The following is a 14,955-nucleotide window of genomic DNA, read 5'->3' as shown; positions in this document are numbered from 1 at the left end:
TCCGAGCCGATATCGGGCGTGAATTATCTCGATTTTGAGATAGAAGATAAACTCGAAATATCCGACGGTGAAGCAAGTGAGATCATTTTGAGGTTCGATTTTGAACCATATACACTGGCAAGTTATTTTAAACCGGTAAGTCTACTTTTTAAAAAATCTAAGTCGTTTACCACCAATTTGGTACAGAGTCTGGCGCACTAAAAACTAACAACAAAAAAAGTAAAAGGCCCCATATTTGGGGCCTTTCTTTTTTTATGATCTGTCGCTTTGCATTCCTTATTCTTAAAATGAGATATTGACGAACGGAAGTATCGGACTTGTATAGACGCTTTCGTCCTCCTTGTAGAGTATATTATACTTGGCGCCAACAGCTATTTTATCAGTAATATTTATTCCGGCTCCGATAAATAATGCGGAGTCCCAATACGTATCCTTACTCTGTTCTGTTGGGGTTTCTGTTTTGGTAGTAACGTTTAAGCCAACATATTCGAGTAACAGCAGTATTTTTTTACTTGGATTGAATTGGGTTACTACGTTTCCGCCAAAGGTGGTAGTGTTTTGCAGATCTTTTATGGCCGCATAACTGCCCTGGATCCCTGCACCTATAGCCACTTTGTCACTAAGACTATACATTAAATTGGGTGATAGACTAATATTGGTGCCACCCACAAAATTTAGCCCAAACCCCACACCAAATTTTAATCTCTTTTGTTCCATGGCTGTACTATCAATAACGGCTATGTTCGTGCTGTCTAAAACGGCAATGTTTGTGCTGTCAATGATCGCGATATTGGTAGTTTGTGAATAGAAATTTTGACTGCATAAAAATATTCCAAGACCTATTAATAGTTTTGAAATAATTCTGTTTAATTCCATGGTTTTGAATTTAATTGTATTGAATTAATCATCTGTTTTTACAGATTCTCCAAATATAAAGTTTGTTATTTAGTTGTTGCCAATTAAAATAATTTATTAGATCACTTTCCATAGTAAGGATGATTGTAAATAGCTTTTAAAGGTGTCTAATTGTTTAGAATTTATAGGTGAATCCCAAAAGATATTGATTTTCCCAACTCGTAAACGTAAGTTCCATATGTTCCTTTTGATAGGGAGTTGTAAATAAATACGAACTCCCAATCCCTACAACAGCTCCTGCCAATACATCCCAGCCATCATGTTTTTGTGCGTTGATCCTACTATACCCTGTATAAGCTGCTAAGACATACGCAGGAATACCGTATTTCCATCCGTACCTGCGTTGAATAAAGGAAGCACTTTGAAAAGTAGTAGAGGTATGTCCGGAAGGGAAAGCCCGGTCACCATTATTAAAGGGTCTTTTTTTGTCGGTAGTATATTTAAGCCCTAACGTTAGGGCCTGATTTACTAAAAATCCTTTTGTGAATTGCCAGGTTCCTTTTTTGTCCCCTATAATAATGGTGCTACCCAAGGCAGTTGCTGGTAACGCAAATAGCAAAATGTCTCCCGATGTTTCAATAGCCTGACTTTGGGCATTTAGTTTTAATTGACCGCCAAGGAAAAGAACAATAGCAATTAATAAGAAGGATCGGAAAAGAGGAAAGAGAGTTTTATTTAACCCCAAGAATAATGTAATCATATGCCCTGTATCTGGTCTATAAATGTAGGCCAAAATATTGAAGGAGTATTGCACTTCATCCTTGCGAAAAATAAAAAAAGAGTAATTAAAGTCTAAAATGAAGTAAGAGAATTAAGAAACCTCTGGGTAAATCGGCTTACAGAATGCAGGCAAAGGAGATGAGATAATTCTGGTCCATTATCCAGAGAAGAAGTAGTTAAGAAAAGACACCAAAAAGTGCCAAAATCAAGCAGACGACCACAGCAGCAAGAATGCCAACCAAAACAACCACCATAACACTTAAAAAGCCGTTTAATACTCTTGTTCCAAAGGTGATTTGTTCATCCATGTTCATGTGGTTTAGTCTAATTTACTAAATAATGGCCAAAAATGGCCTATTAGCATCGGACAATTTCATCAAAAATAGACGGCCTATTGCATTTTAAAGATATTCGACTAAAATTCTCGATAAAAGGTTAATAGCTGCTTATGGAGCTTTTTGTGGGCTTAATTTCCTGCTTAATTCTTCCAGGGATAACCCTTTGGTCTCAGGCATCATAAAGATCACGAAAAGGAGTTGTAATACCATCATAAAGGCAAAGATGCTAAAAACTATACCTGGTCCGATACTGCCAAAAAGAAATGGAATGGAAGAAGGAATAATAGCCGCTAATACCCAATGTACAGAACTGCCGAAACTCTGTCCGTAACTCCTGAGGTGATTTGGGAATATTTCTGAGATGAATACCCAGATCACAGAACCTTGTCCTATAGCATGCGCCGCGATAAAAACAAAAAGGAAAATAACGACGGCCATACCCTCCCAATCGAAAAAGAAGGCACATGCTACCAGTGTTAAAGAAACAATGTAGCCTGCAGATCCTATATACATTAATTGCTTTCTGCCCATCCGGTCAATGAGGTAAATACCTAAAAGGGTAAATACCATATTGGTAACACCAATACCAATACTGCTCAACAATGCCGTACTGGCGCCCAGCCCGGCCTCTTCAAGAATCCGGGGGGCATAGTATAAAAATGCATTAATTCCGGAAAATTGATTAAAAAAGGCAAGTAAAAATGCCAGCATTAATGGAAATCTATACTTTCGGATAAAAATATTTTCTCCTGGTATTGTATTTAAATTCTCTGCCTTTACATCATCTAAGAGTTGATCTATGTCTCCCTTGGGGTTAATACTGATCAAGACTTCTCTGGCTTCTTCAAAACGCGATTTGCTCAATAACCAACGAGGACTTTTTGGGATGCCGAAGGTCATAAGGGTATAAATGGCTGCCGGGATGGCCTCAACTCCTACCATCCATCTCCAGGCATTTTCTCCAATACCACTTAATAAGTAGTTGGAAAAGAAAGCTATAAGGATACCAAATACAATATTGAACTGGTAAAGTCCCACTAATTTACCCCTGTCCTTGGCTGGTGCTATTTCTGAAATATAAGAAGGTGCCGCCACCGTAGAGGCCCCTACGCCCAGTCCCCCAATAAATCTGAATACGGCAAAGGTAACAGGGTCATTCGCAAATGCAGATCCTAAGGCAGATATCGTATAGAACGCCCCTATCCATATCAGGGTTTTCTTACGACCTATTTTGTTAGTTGGGATACCTCCCAATAAGGCTCCTGCCACAGTTCCCCACAAGGCCATGCCTATAACCACTATACCGTGAAAACTATCAGATGATTGCCATAAAGCTTGTAGACTTTTCTCTGCACCAGAGATAACTACAGTGTCAAAACCAAAAAGGAAGCCGGCTAATGCTGCTGTGATCGAAAAGCGGAGGATCTTCTTGTCCATAGTGGTTTGGTTTTATGTAAATCTATGTAAAATTCTTTCAAGAAGTAAAAAAGGGAATTACGCTACAAACTCAAATGTTCCGAAATATAATTTAAGATCTTTTTGCTTGCACCTCTTTGATCTTCAATATAGCGAGCGTTGACTGTTCCCATTTTTTTCCGCAAAGAACTATCCCTGATCAGATTATCAATGACCTGTGTGAAAGCAGTTTCTGAATCAACTACTGAAATACCACCCAGCTTAACCAGGTCTCTGGCTTCATTAAAGCCGTCGTATTGAGGTCCAATGATGACCGGAATCCCAAAAACGGCCGGTTCCAGCGTATTGTGCAATCCTGTGGCGAACCCGCCCCCTACAAAGGCAATATCAGCATACGAATATACCTTTGTCAATAAACCGATGGTATCAAGAATAAGCACCTGATAATCTGATAAATCCTGGTCCTCTATCTCGGAATAAAAGACAAGCTTTCCGGGAATGGATTCTTTTAATTTATTGAGATGTCCTTCTTTAATATCGTGTGGTGCGATCACAATTTTTAAGGATGTATTTTTCTCCTGCAAGTATTGTGTTAACAGTGATTCATCTTCCGGCCAGGAACTGCCCAGCACCAGGCACAGGGAATTTCCTTTGAATTGTTCCATAAAGGGTAGACTATTGTCCCTTTCCAGGATCTCGTTCACCCTGTCAAATCTGGTGTCGCCCGAAATTGTACTGTTTTGCAACGCTATACCTTTCAATAAATTTAGGGAGGTATCATCCTGCACAAAAAGGTAGGTGAATTGCCCTAATGCTTTTCGCATAAAACTTCCGTACCATTTATAAAAGACCTGATTTGAGGTAAATCTGCCGGAGATCATTATCGTGGGAATGGTCCTTTTTTTAAGACCTCTAAGATAATTGGGCCATACTTCGTATTTCACAAAAATGGCCAAAACAGGCTGAACTGCCTCCAGAAAGCGATCCACATTTTTTGCAGTGTCCATGGGGAGGTAAGTGATAAGATGGGCTTCCTCGGATTTTTTTTTAACCTCATATCCCGAAGGGGAAAAAAACGTAACCAGGATCTTATGAGCAGGATATGCTACCTTTAGTTTCTTGATCACCGGGAGTCCCTGTTCAAATTCCCCCAGGGAAGCCGTATGTACCCAGATAACCTTATCCTGCTTGCTCAGATGTTTCTCTAAATACGCAAAGACCCCTTGACGACCATTGATAAAAAGCTTCAATTTAGGATTGAAGAACGCCGGTATCTTCAGTAAATGCCAGCTAATAGTGATCGCAATATTGTAGAGGAAATACACCAATGGTTCGTTTGTCGCTAAAATACGCTTCTTTGGGAAATTACATTGTTAGCCGTTCCTTAATTATGTAATTTTGCGAGCATATTTGGCAGACATGAAGAAAATACAAATGGTTGACCTTGTAGGTCAGTATCAGGAGATCAAGGAAGAAGTGAACGTGTCCGTACAACAGGTTTTTGATACGGCAGCTTTTATTAATGGACCCGAGGTACAGGCTTTCCAGAAAGAACTTGAAGACTATCTTGGGATAAAGCATGTGATCCCTTGTGCCAATGGAACAGATGCACTTCAAATTGCCATGATGGGACTGGGACTTAAACCAGGGGATGAGGTTATTACAGCCGATTTTACCTTTGCGGCAACCGTAGAGGTCATCGGACTTTTAGGATTAACCCCAGTACTGGTAGATGTGGATCCTGAAACCTACAACATAGATCCGGTGGCCGTGGAAAAAGCGATCACCTCAAAGACAAAGGCCATTGTTCCTGTTCACTTATTTGGGCAGTGTGCGCCTATGGACACCTTACTGGAAATTGCAGAGAAACATAAGCTTTATCTAATTGAAGATAATGCCCAGGCCATAGGTGCAACCCATACGTTTAAAGACGGCAGCAAGAAAAAAGCAGGGACAATGGGTCATATTGGCGCTACCTCTTTTTTTCCTTCAAAGAATTTGGGCTGCTATGGCGATGGGGGTGCAATATTTACGGATGATGATGATTTGGCTCATTATATAAGAGGGATTGTTAATCATGGGATGTACGAACGCTATCACCACGATGTGATAGGGGTGAATTCCAGACTCGATTCTGTTCAGGCAGCTGTGCTAAGAGCAAAATTACCACGGTTGGATGCCTATTGTGAGCGCAGGAGAGAAGCAGCACGGAAATACAATCTCGCTTTTCAGGGGAACGATGCCATCATCCTGCCAAAAACAGTGAACAATTGCGAGGGTATTTGCAGTACTTGTGATTGTCATGTTTTTCATCAATATACCCTTAGGATCACTAATGGAAAACGAGATGCCCTGGCATCTCATCTAGCTGAGAAAGGGATTCCCTTTGGGATCTATTATCCTATCCCACTTCACAGTCAGAAAGCATATAAAGATTCGCGCTACAAGGAAGAGGATTTTCCCGTGACCAACCAATTAGTGAAAGAAGTGATCTCCCTTCCTATGCACACCGAATTAGACGATGAACAAATAGGATTTATCACTCAAACAATACTTGATTTTATCTAAATAATATGAAAATACTTGTAACAGGAGGCCTTGGATTCATAGGCTCTCATACCTCTGTTGAACTACAACAAAAAGGCTATGAGGTTGTGATCATTGATAACTGTTCCAATGCCTCAGAAGAGGTGCTGGACGGGATCACTGCGATCACCGGTAAAAAACCACTTTTTGAAAAGATCGATCTCCGGAATAAAGAGGATGTATCCGACTTTTTTCAGCGACATTCGGATCTGGATGGTGTTATTCATTTTGCAGCCTCCAAAGCGGTTGGTGAAAGTGTGGATAAACCTTTGTTGTACTATGAAAACAATTTAGGTACCCTGGTATATCTCTTACAACACTTGTCTAAGCAAAAGAAGGCTCATTTTATCTTTAGTTCTTCATGTACCGTATATTGCCAGGCAGACACAATGCCCATCACGGAAGATGCTCCTGTGAAGCCGGCAGAATCACCTTACGGAAATACAAAACAAATTGGGGAAGAGATCATACAAGATACATGCAAGGTAACCCCTCATTTACATGCTATTTCGCTGAGGTATTTTAATCCCATGGGCGCCCATCCCAGTATAGAGATAGGGGAGTTGCCAACCGGGGTACCACAAAACCTTGTGCCTTTTATAACCCAGACAGGGATTGGCATGCGAGAAAAACTCTCGGTTTTCGGAGATGATTACCCCACAGAAGATGGCACCTGTATCCGGGAGTATATACATGTGGTTGATCTGGCGAAAGCCCATGTTGTAGCATTAAAACGGCTTATAGAGGGTAAGAATGAAAAGAATTATGAGGTCTTTAATGTCGGAACTGGTACGGGAAGCAGTGTACTGGAAGTGATCCATAGCTTTGAAAAGGTTTCGGGGAAAAAATTGAATTATCAAATTGTGGGAAGAAGACAAGGCGATGTTATTAAAGCCTTTGCCGACACTGCCAAGGCTAATTCCACCTTAGGATGGAAGGCCCAATCTACGCTAGATGAGGCCATGCTTTCCGCCTGGCAATGGGAGCAAAAAATAAGGAAGGACTAAATTCAAATCCTTTTTCAAATGATCCGGCTGATGGCTGGCATCGTATGTAAGATATGCCGAAGGAACACAAAACAAGTCTGGAATTATTGCAGTATGCGGCTTCTATCGCTTTGTATGAAAAACTGGTAATTCAGTTGAAGAAAGATTTTTCACTGGCCAATATTGCCTTAGACCTTCCCGATGGGATCACGCCTTTAGCTCTAAAAACTATCCTTAAAGAAAAGATCTATGTTTTGCTATTAGAACGCTTTCCGGACTACCTTAACTTGCTTTATATAATTGATGTGCCAGAGAAGGCCTTTTCTTCTATAAAAAGTACCAATGTGGTAGAGGTAGCAGAAGGGGTTAGTTTTCTCGTTCTCAAGCGAGAATGGCAAAAGGTATGGCTGAAACAATCCTATGGTACGGGTGGTAACGGGAACAAAGAAGATTAAAAAAAGACCCGGATAAAAGGCATCCAGGGATCCGCATAAATACTTTTGTTTTCATCGTATAATATATCATAGCGAATCCCGAAAGTAACCGGACCACTGGTATATCCAACCCCCATAAACAGTACAGGCAGCCAATAGTCTTCCTTCAGATCAGGAAAATCGTTTCCATAGCTTCTATGTACTCGTAATTGCTCAAATTCGGAAGAGAATTGGAGGGAACGGATAGGATTGTAATACCCCAAAACCCCGGCACCATATGCAGTGAATCTGCTGTCCCCAAATTTGGCATAGTTAAAACTCAAATTACTGCCCAATGCAAAGTGGTCATTGAATTGATAAATGGCACTGGGAGCAGCAACAATATTGACTACATTATTGCCAAATCCTACACCAAAGGATCCACCAAATCTCACCTGACTCCAAAATGGATTTTGAGGGCCATATCCCTGTGAAAAACAGCTCATAAAAGCACTTCCTAGAAAACTTAGGAAAAGCAGATAATGTCTTTTGTTAAAATGAAGTAACTTCATGGATTGAAATTAGGAAATATTAGAACGCAAGATCATTCTATAAAGTATTAAATATTGTATTTTTGATTATGTTTTACGAAAGAAAGAGCAAGATCATCCATGGATAAATACTCCTTTTTAAACGCCGCCCATACCTCCTTTTTTGCCGAAATGTATGAGAAATATCTTTCGCATCCGGATAGTATAGAACCTAGCTGGCGAGCCTTTTTTCAGGGCTTCGATTTTGGTATGGAAAACGCCCTGGACGAAGTAGGGATAGACACCCATACAGGGACAGTAAGCATGTCTAACGGATACCAAGTTGAGATCCCGGAAAATTTACTCAAAGAATTTCAGGTAGTACGGCTTATTGATGGATACAGAAGTCGGGGACATTTGTTTACCGAAACCAATCCGGTTAGAGCACGACGCAAATACACGCCTACGCTCGACATAGAAAATTTCGGTCTGTCCGAAACCGATATGGATACGGTATTTAATGCCGGGGACATCATCGGGATAGGATCTAAGACCCTTAGAGAGATCATTGGTAACCTGAAGAGGATCTATTGTGATGCCATAGGAGTTGAGTACATGTATATACGAAGTCCTGAACGCGTAGGTTGGATACAGGACTGGTTGAACAAGAATGACAACCATCCTGATTTTGGGCCGGATAAGAAAAAAACTATCCTTAGGAAGCTTAATCAGGCGGTTTCATTTGAAAGTTTCCTGCATACTAAGTACGTAGGGCAAAAAAGATTTTCCCTTGAAGGAAACGAATCCCTTATTCCTGCCGTTGATGCCATTGTTGAAAAGGCCTCCTCATTGGGAGTAAAACAATTTGTAATGGGTATGGCCCACAGGGGCAGGCTTAATGTACTTACCAATGTTTTTGGAAAGGCAGCGAAAGATATTTTTAGTGAATTCGATGGAAAGGATTATGAACAAGAGGTTTTTGATGGAGATGTAAAATACCATTTGGGATGGACCTCCGAACGCACTTCAGACAATGGCCATAAGATAAGCATGAACATTGCTCCTAACCCTTCGCATCTGGAAACAGTGGGTGCGGTGGTTGAAGGTATTACTAGAGCAAAACAAGACGTACATTTCCCGGATGATTATTCCAAGGTTTTACCCATAGTAGTGCACGGTGATGCAGCAATTGCCGGCCAGGGTATTGCCTATGAATTGGTGCAGATGGCTAATCTGGACGGCTATAAAACAAATGGAACTATTCATATAGTGGTTAATAACCAAATTGGATTTACTACTAATTATCTGGATGGCCGATCCTCAACCTATTGTACCGATGTGGGTAAAGTAACACTTTGCCCGGTTTTACATGTTAATGCAGACGATGTTGAAGCCGTGGTGCATGCCTCTCTTTTTGCACTGGAATACAGGATGCGATTTAAAAGCGACGTGTTCCTGGACCTGCTGGGTTATCGTAAATATGGGCACAATGAAGGAGATGAACCCAGATTTACACAGCCAAAATTATACAAGGCTATAGCCAAGCATAAAAATCCAAGGGATATTTACGCTGAGAAATTAGTGGCGGAAGGGGTTATTGACAATAACTACGTAAAACAACTGGAAGAAGAATACAAGTCGAGCCTGGAAGAAGAGTTGCAGGATTCCAGAAAGGAAGATAAAACCGTGATCACGCCTTTTATGGCAGATGAATGGAAAGGATTCGTAAATGTACGCGAATGGGAAATGATGGATGTTGTAGATACTGGTTATGACCAGAAAAAATTAACACAGATTGCAGAGACCATCACAACTTTGCCAAAGGACAAGAAATTCCTTAGAAAGGTAGAAAAGTTAGTAGGGGATCGCAGAAAAATGTTCTTCGAAACCGATAAGTTAGACTGGGCCATGGGCGAATTACTGGCCTATGGATCTTTGCTGGAAGAGGGCTTTGGTGTTCGTATGAGTGGCCAGGATGTTGAACGGGGCACTTTTTCTCACCGGCATGCCGTGATGAAAGTAGAAGAAAGTGAAGAAGAAGTATTGCTCCTGAATCATATTTCGGATAAACAGGGAACGTTCCAGATCTACAATTCCTTGCTCTCAGAATATGGGGTACTTGGCTTCGATTATGGCTATGCTATGGCAAGTCCAAAAACACTGACTATTTGGGAAGCCCAGTTTGGTGATTTCAGCAATGGTGCCCAGATCATGATTGATCAATATATTTCTGCTGCAGAGGATAAATGGAAGTTGCAGAATGGACTGGTGATGCTCTTACCACATGGGTATGAGGGCCAGGGGGCGGAACACTCCTCTGCCAGGATGGAACGCTACTTGCAATTGTGTGCCAGAGATAACATGTATGTTGCAGATGTGACTACACCAGCGAATATGTTTCACTTGTTGCGTATACAATTGAAGAGTAATTTTAGAAAACCACTTATTGTATTTACACCTAAAAGTTTACTTCGTCATCCGAAGGCTGTTTCAACAGTTGAGGAGATGGCAAATGGAAGGTTTGAGGAGGTCTTTGATGATCAGGAAGCGAAAATAGATAAAATCAAGACCTTGGTTTTTTGCACAGGAAAATTCTATTATGACCTCCTGGCAACCAGAGAAGAACTAAACAGGACGGATGTAGCCCTGGTACGATTAGAACAATTATTCCCTTTGCCTTCTGAAAAGATGAATAAGATCATCAAAAAATACAAGAACGCCGATGATCTGGTTTGGGCCCAGGAAGAACCCAGAAACATGGGCGCATGGTCTCATTTGATGATGCATTTCAAAGGAGCTCAAAAGTTCCGTGTGGCCTCGAGACGTTTTTACGCTTCTCCTGCAGCCGGAAGTTCGGTTCGTTCTAAAATGAGACACCAGCAAGTCATTGATTACGTTTTTGATAAGACCAAGGATAATATGACAAGACCGGGCATTAAAAAATGATCTGTTGCAATGAAGACAGCTTTTCAATTGCTTTTATTGACTATTGGTCTGACAATTCAATCGAACCCAATTGTTAGATAATTTTAGGATGTACTGCAGGCGGGGAAGAGGGTATGAGGCAAAATTATATTTTGATCAGATATAGGTCACTGGAGAAATAAAAACCGATTACCTTCCTTTAAAAGAAGATTTTATTAGAAATTTGGAGTAACCAATTCTTTACAAAAAGTAGAACACATGATATTAGAAATGAAAGTTCCCTCTCCGGGAGAATCCATAACCGAAGTAGAGATCGCCGAATGGTTGGTGAAGGATGGTGATTATGTGGAAAAGGACCAGACTATTGCCGAAGTAGATTCGGACAAGGCTACCTTGGAATTACCTGCGGAACAGAGTGGTATCATTACCCTTAAGGCCGAAGAAGGTGATGCCGTTGGCGTAGGAGAAGTGGTCTGTCTTATTGATACAAGTGCTACTAAACCCGAAGGAACCAAAGAAGCAAAATCAACTTCTGAGAAAGCACCTACTGCAAAAACTTCGTCTGAAGAGAAGGCAGCTCCTGCAAAGGATGCCAAGCCCAAGGAAACTGCAAAAACCTATGCCAGTGGGTCTCCCTCACCTGCGGCACGTAAGATCCTGGATGAAAAAGATATCGCTGCCTCATCAGTAAAAGGTACCGGAAAGGACGGGCGCATAACTAAGGAAGACGCTATGAACGCAGTTCCTTCTATGGGTTCACCTACGGGAGGAAAACGAGGAGAAACAAGATCCAAACTTTCCATGTTGCGTCGTAAAGTGGCAGAACGGCTTGTAGCTGCCAAGAATGAAACGGCCATGCTTACTACTTTCAATGAAATAGACATGTCCGCTATTTTTGAATTGAGGAGTAGTTACAAAGAACCTTTTAAGGAAAAGCACGATGTAGGTCTTGGCTTTATGTCCTTCTTCACCAAAGCTGTGATCCGGGCATTACAACTATTCCCTACAGTAAATTCCATGATCGATGGAAAAGAAATGATCACTTACGATTTCTGCGATATTAGTATTGCAGTCTCTGGCCCCAAAGGTCTTATGGTGCCTATTATCAGAAATGCAGAGAACCTCACCTTCCGTGGAATAGAGGCCGAAGTAAAGCGTTTGGCGATCAGAGCACGGGAAGGGCAGATCACCGTAGATGAAATGACGGGTGGAACCTTTACGATTTCCAATGGGGGTGTTTTTGGATCCATGCTATCTACACCCATCATAAATCCGCCACAAAGTGGAATTTTAGGGATGCATAATATTGTTGAAAGACCGGTAGTAAAAGATGGTGCGGTGGCAATAGCACCTATCATGTATGTGGCCCTCTCCTATGATCACAGGATCATTGATGGGAAAGAGTCCGTTGGCTTTCTGGTAGCTGTAAAAGAGGCCCTTGAAAATCCGGTTGAACACCTAATGGACGGCAATATCAAAAAGGCATTGGAAATGTAGTGTTTCACAAAATTAAGAAGCCTGAGACGTAAAAAAGTCTCGTATTATTTCTTCTTTTTAAGATAAAGGGTGGCAGTCTTATAATCTATGATTGCCCTGCCTCTTTGCAAAACATCGGCGCCGATGATCCCGTCTACCGGAAGTGCCTCATGAGCCGTTAAGGCTTCATTGATATGTTGCAGATTAAAGAGAATGATCTTTAATTTTTTTTGCTTCCAGTCTCCTATTTTCAGGGCGTTCTTGGTAGAAAGTTGGGTATCCATATTGGAGGAGCCTGCCCCTGCGGCCTTTACTTCAGATTCTTTTGAAACCAGGTGAAAATATGCAATTTTATCGAGGCCCACGCAAGAATTAGAGGCACCGGTGTCCAGGATAAATCGGCCACTTACTCCATTGATACTGGCATTCACTTCCAGGTGATGGGTGGCGGTTAGTGTTAAAGGTATAGGGATATATTTTTTCTTTTTTAAATACTTTTTTAATGCCGCCATCAAGCTAAATTTTGATAAAGATAATCCTATTTTTGTTCCATGCTCATAACAGATACACATACACACCTTTACAGTGAGGCTTTTGATGAGGACCGGAAAGAGGTGATCCAAAAAGGAATAGACAAGGGGATCAAACGCTTTTTTATCCCTGCCATTGATTCTGGGTATACACAGGCTATGCTAGATCTCGAAAAAGCATTCCCGAAGAATGTGTATTTAATGATGGGCTTACATCCAACACATGTAAAGGAAAACTATTTGGAAGAATTGGCGCATGTTGAGTCAATGCTACAGCAACGATCCTTTTATGCCATTGGCGAAATAGGTATTGATCTCTATTGGGACAAGACTTTTTTAAAAGAGCAACAAGAGGCTTTTAAAAAGCAAATTTCCCTTGCAAAGAAATTTAACTTACCAATAGTGATCCATTGTCGCGACTCCTTCGATGAGATCTTTGAGGTGCTCGATGATGCAAAGGGGGACGATCTCTATGGGATCTTTCATTGCTTCACCGGCAGTTTGGAACAAGCCCAAAGGGCCATTGATTTAAATATGAAGTTAGGCATTGGGGGAGTAGTTACCTTTAAGAATGGTAAGATAGATAGTTTTCTAAATCAAATAGCATTAGAACATATTGTCCTGGAAACAGATGCACCTTATTTATCTCCCGTACCTTTCAGGGGGAAGCGAAATCAACCGGTTTATCTAATGGAAGTATTGAATAAACTTTCTGATATTTACCAACTACCTGTTGCAGAGATTGCAAACATTACTACGGAGAACTCCCGAGATGTTTTTGGTATATAAATTAGTAGGATGTAGCAGGGATCGTATCTTAAGAATATTTAAATAATATATCATTGAAGAACAAGCAAAGCAAGATCTTGCTGATCTACACAGGCGGCACCATAGGAATGGTGAAAGAATATACGTCGGGTGTTTTAAAAGCGTTTGATTTTAAAAAATTAGTTGACAACATTCCGGAATTGGGGCAACTAGACTGTGCCATAGATAGTGTCTCCTTTAAAAAACCGATTGATTCCTCCAATATGAATCCGACACATTGGGTTTCTATTGCCTCCCTGATAGAAAGTCACTATGCTGCGTATGATGGATTTGTAATTTTACATGGGAGCGATACCATGAGTTATTCAGCTTCGGCCCTTAGCTATATGTTAGAAAATCTTGCTAAACCTGTCATATTTACGGGTTCACAGTTGCCCATTGGGGATCTGCGTACGGACGCCAAAGAGAACCTAATTACCTCCATCCAAATTGCGGCACTGAAAGAAAAGGGGGAAGCTGTTATTCAGGAAGTGGGACTCTATTTTGAAAATAAGCTTTTTAGGGCGAACAGAACAACAAAGATAAATGCTGAGCATTTTGAAGCTTTTGCCTCTTTGAACTATCCTATTTTGGCAGAATCTGGGGTGCACTTAAAAGTGTATCATGAGAATCTATGGAGAGGAAGTAAAAGAAAACCACTGAAAGTTCATACGGTATTAGATGACAAGGTTGCCATTTTAAAGCTCTTTCCGGGGTTTAACAGAGAGTTACTCCAGAGTGTTCTCCATATTCCTGGCCTTAAAGCACTGGTGCTGGAAACCTATGGTGCGGGCAATGCACCTACAGATTCCTGGTTGATATCCGATCTGAAAAAGGCAATTGCAAAAGGATTATACATAGTGAACGTCACCCAATGCTCCGGAGGAAGTGTCATTATGGGTCGCTATGAGACGAGTATGGAGTTAGAGCGTATGTCCATGATCAATGGACGAGATATAACCACAGAAGCTGCAATCACCAAACTAATGTATCTTCTGGGAAGCGAGGTTTCCGGTAAATCTTTTGGTACTATTTTTGAAACTTCTTTGCGGGGCGAAATGACCTAAAAATAACTTCTCAAAATTTCAGTAACTAAGTTTTTTTTTGTTTCTTACCCGCCCTTTAAAAAAGGGATTTAGAGAGGTGGCCGAGTGGTCGAAGGCGCACGCCTGGAAAGTGTGTATACACCAAAAGTGTATCGAGGGTTCGAATCCCTTCCTCTCTGCAAAGGTTTAATATTTTTCCAAACAGGGAGGCACAAAAATTAGGATTTCTAATTTTTCCAGTTATATTTGTCAAGTTGACAATTATTG

Annotated in this window: 15 protein-coding genes and 1 tRNA gene; 9 read left to right on the top strand and 7 right to left on the bottom strand. The window is 41.0% G+C overall.

Annotation, left to right across the window (positions count from 1 at the left end; translation table 11 throughout):
• A partial coding sequence (locus Q0X72_RS09545; protein WP_297764526.1) for a hypothetical protein occupies positions 1-201 on the top strand: 201 nt, incomplete at its 5' end.
• 81 nt (positions 202-282) lie between these two features.
• On the opposite strand, the gene Q0X72_RS09540 is transcribed toward Q0X72_RS09545, so the two are convergent.
• From Q0X72_RS09540 to Q0X72_RS09520, 5 genes are all read right to left on the bottom strand, one after another.
• Positions 283-876 carry an outer membrane beta-barrel protein gene (locus tag Q0X72_RS09540; protein WP_297764523.1) on the bottom strand — a complete coding sequence of 198 codons (594 nt, stop codon included), beginning with the start codon at positions 874-876 and terminating at the stop codon, positions 283-285.
• Positions 877-1,030: 154 nt separating this feature from the next.
• A complete protein-coding gene (locus Q0X72_RS09535; protein ID WP_297764522.1) occupies positions 1,031-1,615 on the bottom strand; it encodes a phosphatase PAP2 family protein in 585 nt (194 codons plus the stop codon).
• Positions 1,616-1,811: 196 nt separating this feature from the next.
• Positions 1,812-1,943, bottom strand: coding sequence for a hypothetical protein (locus tag Q0X72_RS09530; RefSeq protein ID WP_297764520.1), 132 nt, complete (start codon positions 1,941-1,943; stop codon positions 1,812-1,814).
• A 138-nt stretch (positions 1,944-2,081) separates the two neighbouring features.
• Entirely contained in the window at positions 2,082-3,410 is a 1,329-nt protein-coding gene (locus tag Q0X72_RS09525) for a sugar porter family MFS transporter (RefSeq protein ID WP_297764518.1), read from the bottom strand.
• Positions 3,411-3,472: 62 nt separating this feature from the next.
• The gene (locus Q0X72_RS09520) at positions 3,473-4,714 is read right to left on the bottom strand and encodes a glycosyltransferase N-terminal domain-containing protein (protein ID WP_297764516.1); all 1,242 of its coding nucleotides are present in this window, start codon (positions 4,712-4,714) and stop codon (positions 3,473-3,475) included.
• A gap of 94 nt (positions 4,715-4,808) precedes the next feature.
• Between Q0X72_RS09520 and Q0X72_RS09515 the strand changes: the two genes are divergently transcribed.
• Genes Q0X72_RS09515 through Q0X72_RS09505 form a run of 3 tightly spaced genes read left to right on the top strand, consistent with a single transcriptional unit; the run spans position 4,809 to position 7,416 of the window.
• Positions 4,809-5,957: a DegT/DnrJ/EryC1/StrS aminotransferase family protein gene (locus Q0X72_RS09515; RefSeq protein WP_297764513.1), complete on the top strand. Its 1,149-nt coding sequence runs from the start codon at positions 4,809-4,811 to the stop codon at positions 5,955-5,957.
• A 5-nt stretch (positions 5,958-5,962) separates the two neighbouring features.
• Entirely contained in the window at positions 5,963-6,982 is a 1,020-nt protein-coding gene (galE, locus tag Q0X72_RS09510; RefSeq protein WP_297764511.1) for a UDP-glucose 4-epimerase GalE, read from the top strand.
• A 53-nt stretch (positions 6,983-7,035) separates the two neighbouring features.
• The gene (locus Q0X72_RS09505) at positions 7,036-7,416 is read left to right on the top strand and encodes a hypothetical protein (protein ID WP_297764509.1); all 381 of its coding nucleotides are present in this window, start codon (positions 7,036-7,038) and stop codon (positions 7,414-7,416) included.
• Here the strand turns inward: Q0X72_RS09505 and Q0X72_RS09500 are convergent.
• Positions 7,413-7,946 (bottom strand): alpha-ketoglutarate decarboxylase, encoded by a 534-nt coding sequence (locus Q0X72_RS09500; RefSeq protein WP_297764507.1) that lies wholly within the window; start codon positions 7,944-7,946, stop codon positions 7,413-7,415. The genes Q0X72_RS09505 and Q0X72_RS09500 overlap by 4 nt on opposite strands.
• Positions 7,947-8,045: 99 nt before the next feature.
• On the opposite strand from Q0X72_RS09500, the gene Q0X72_RS09495 reads away from it, so the two are divergent.
• Together Q0X72_RS09495 and odhB are read left to right on the top strand one after the other, a co-directional pair.
• Positions 8,046-10,850: a 2-oxoglutarate dehydrogenase E1 component gene (locus Q0X72_RS09495; protein ID WP_297764505.1), complete on the top strand. Its 2,805-nt coding sequence runs from the start codon at positions 8,046-8,048 to the stop codon at positions 10,848-10,850.
• A gap of 237 nt (positions 10,851-11,087) precedes the next feature.
• Positions 11,088-12,326, top strand: a complete 1,239-nt coding sequence (gene odhB / locus Q0X72_RS09490) for a 2-oxoglutarate dehydrogenase complex dihydrolipoyllysine-residue succinyltransferase (RefSeq protein ID WP_297764503.1) — start codon at positions 11,088-11,090, stop codon at positions 12,324-12,326.
• A gap of 44 nt (positions 12,327-12,370) precedes the next feature.
• On the opposite strand, the gene Q0X72_RS09485 is transcribed toward odhB, so the two are convergent.
• The gene (locus Q0X72_RS09485; RefSeq protein ID WP_297764501.1) at positions 12,371-12,817 is read right to left on the bottom strand and encodes a retropepsin-like aspartic protease; all 447 of its coding nucleotides are present in this window, start codon (positions 12,815-12,817) and stop codon (positions 12,371-12,373) included.
• Positions 12,818-12,856: 39 nt separating this feature from the next.
• Between Q0X72_RS09485 and Q0X72_RS09480 the strand changes: the two genes are divergently transcribed.
• The 3 genes from Q0X72_RS09480 to Q0X72_RS09470 all read left to right on the top strand — a co-directional run bounded on the left by Q0X72_RS09480 (position 12,857) and on the right by Q0X72_RS09470 (position 14,867).
• Entirely contained in the window at positions 12,857-13,624 is a 768-nt protein-coding gene (locus Q0X72_RS09480; protein ID WP_297764499.1) for a TatD family hydrolase, read from the top strand.
• A gap of 53 nt (positions 13,625-13,677) precedes the next feature.
• Positions 13,678-14,709 carry an asparaginase gene (locus Q0X72_RS09475; protein WP_297764497.1) on the top strand — a complete coding sequence of 344 codons (1,032 nt, stop codon included), beginning with the start codon at positions 13,678-13,680 and terminating at the stop codon, positions 14,707-14,709.
• A 70-nt stretch (positions 14,710-14,779) separates the two neighbouring features.
• A tRNA-Ser gene (locus tag Q0X72_RS09470) sits at positions 14,780-14,867 on the top strand.
• Positions 14,868-14,955 lie beyond the last annotated feature (88 nt).

This window comes from uncultured Muriicola sp. (assembly GCF_947258935.1).
Taxonomy (GTDB): domain Bacteria; phylum Bacteroidota; class Bacteroidia; order Flavobacteriales; family Flavobacteriaceae; genus Muriicola.
The sequence above is the reverse complement of the archived record's forward strand: the minus strand, read 5'-3'. Positions and strand labels throughout refer to the sequence as shown.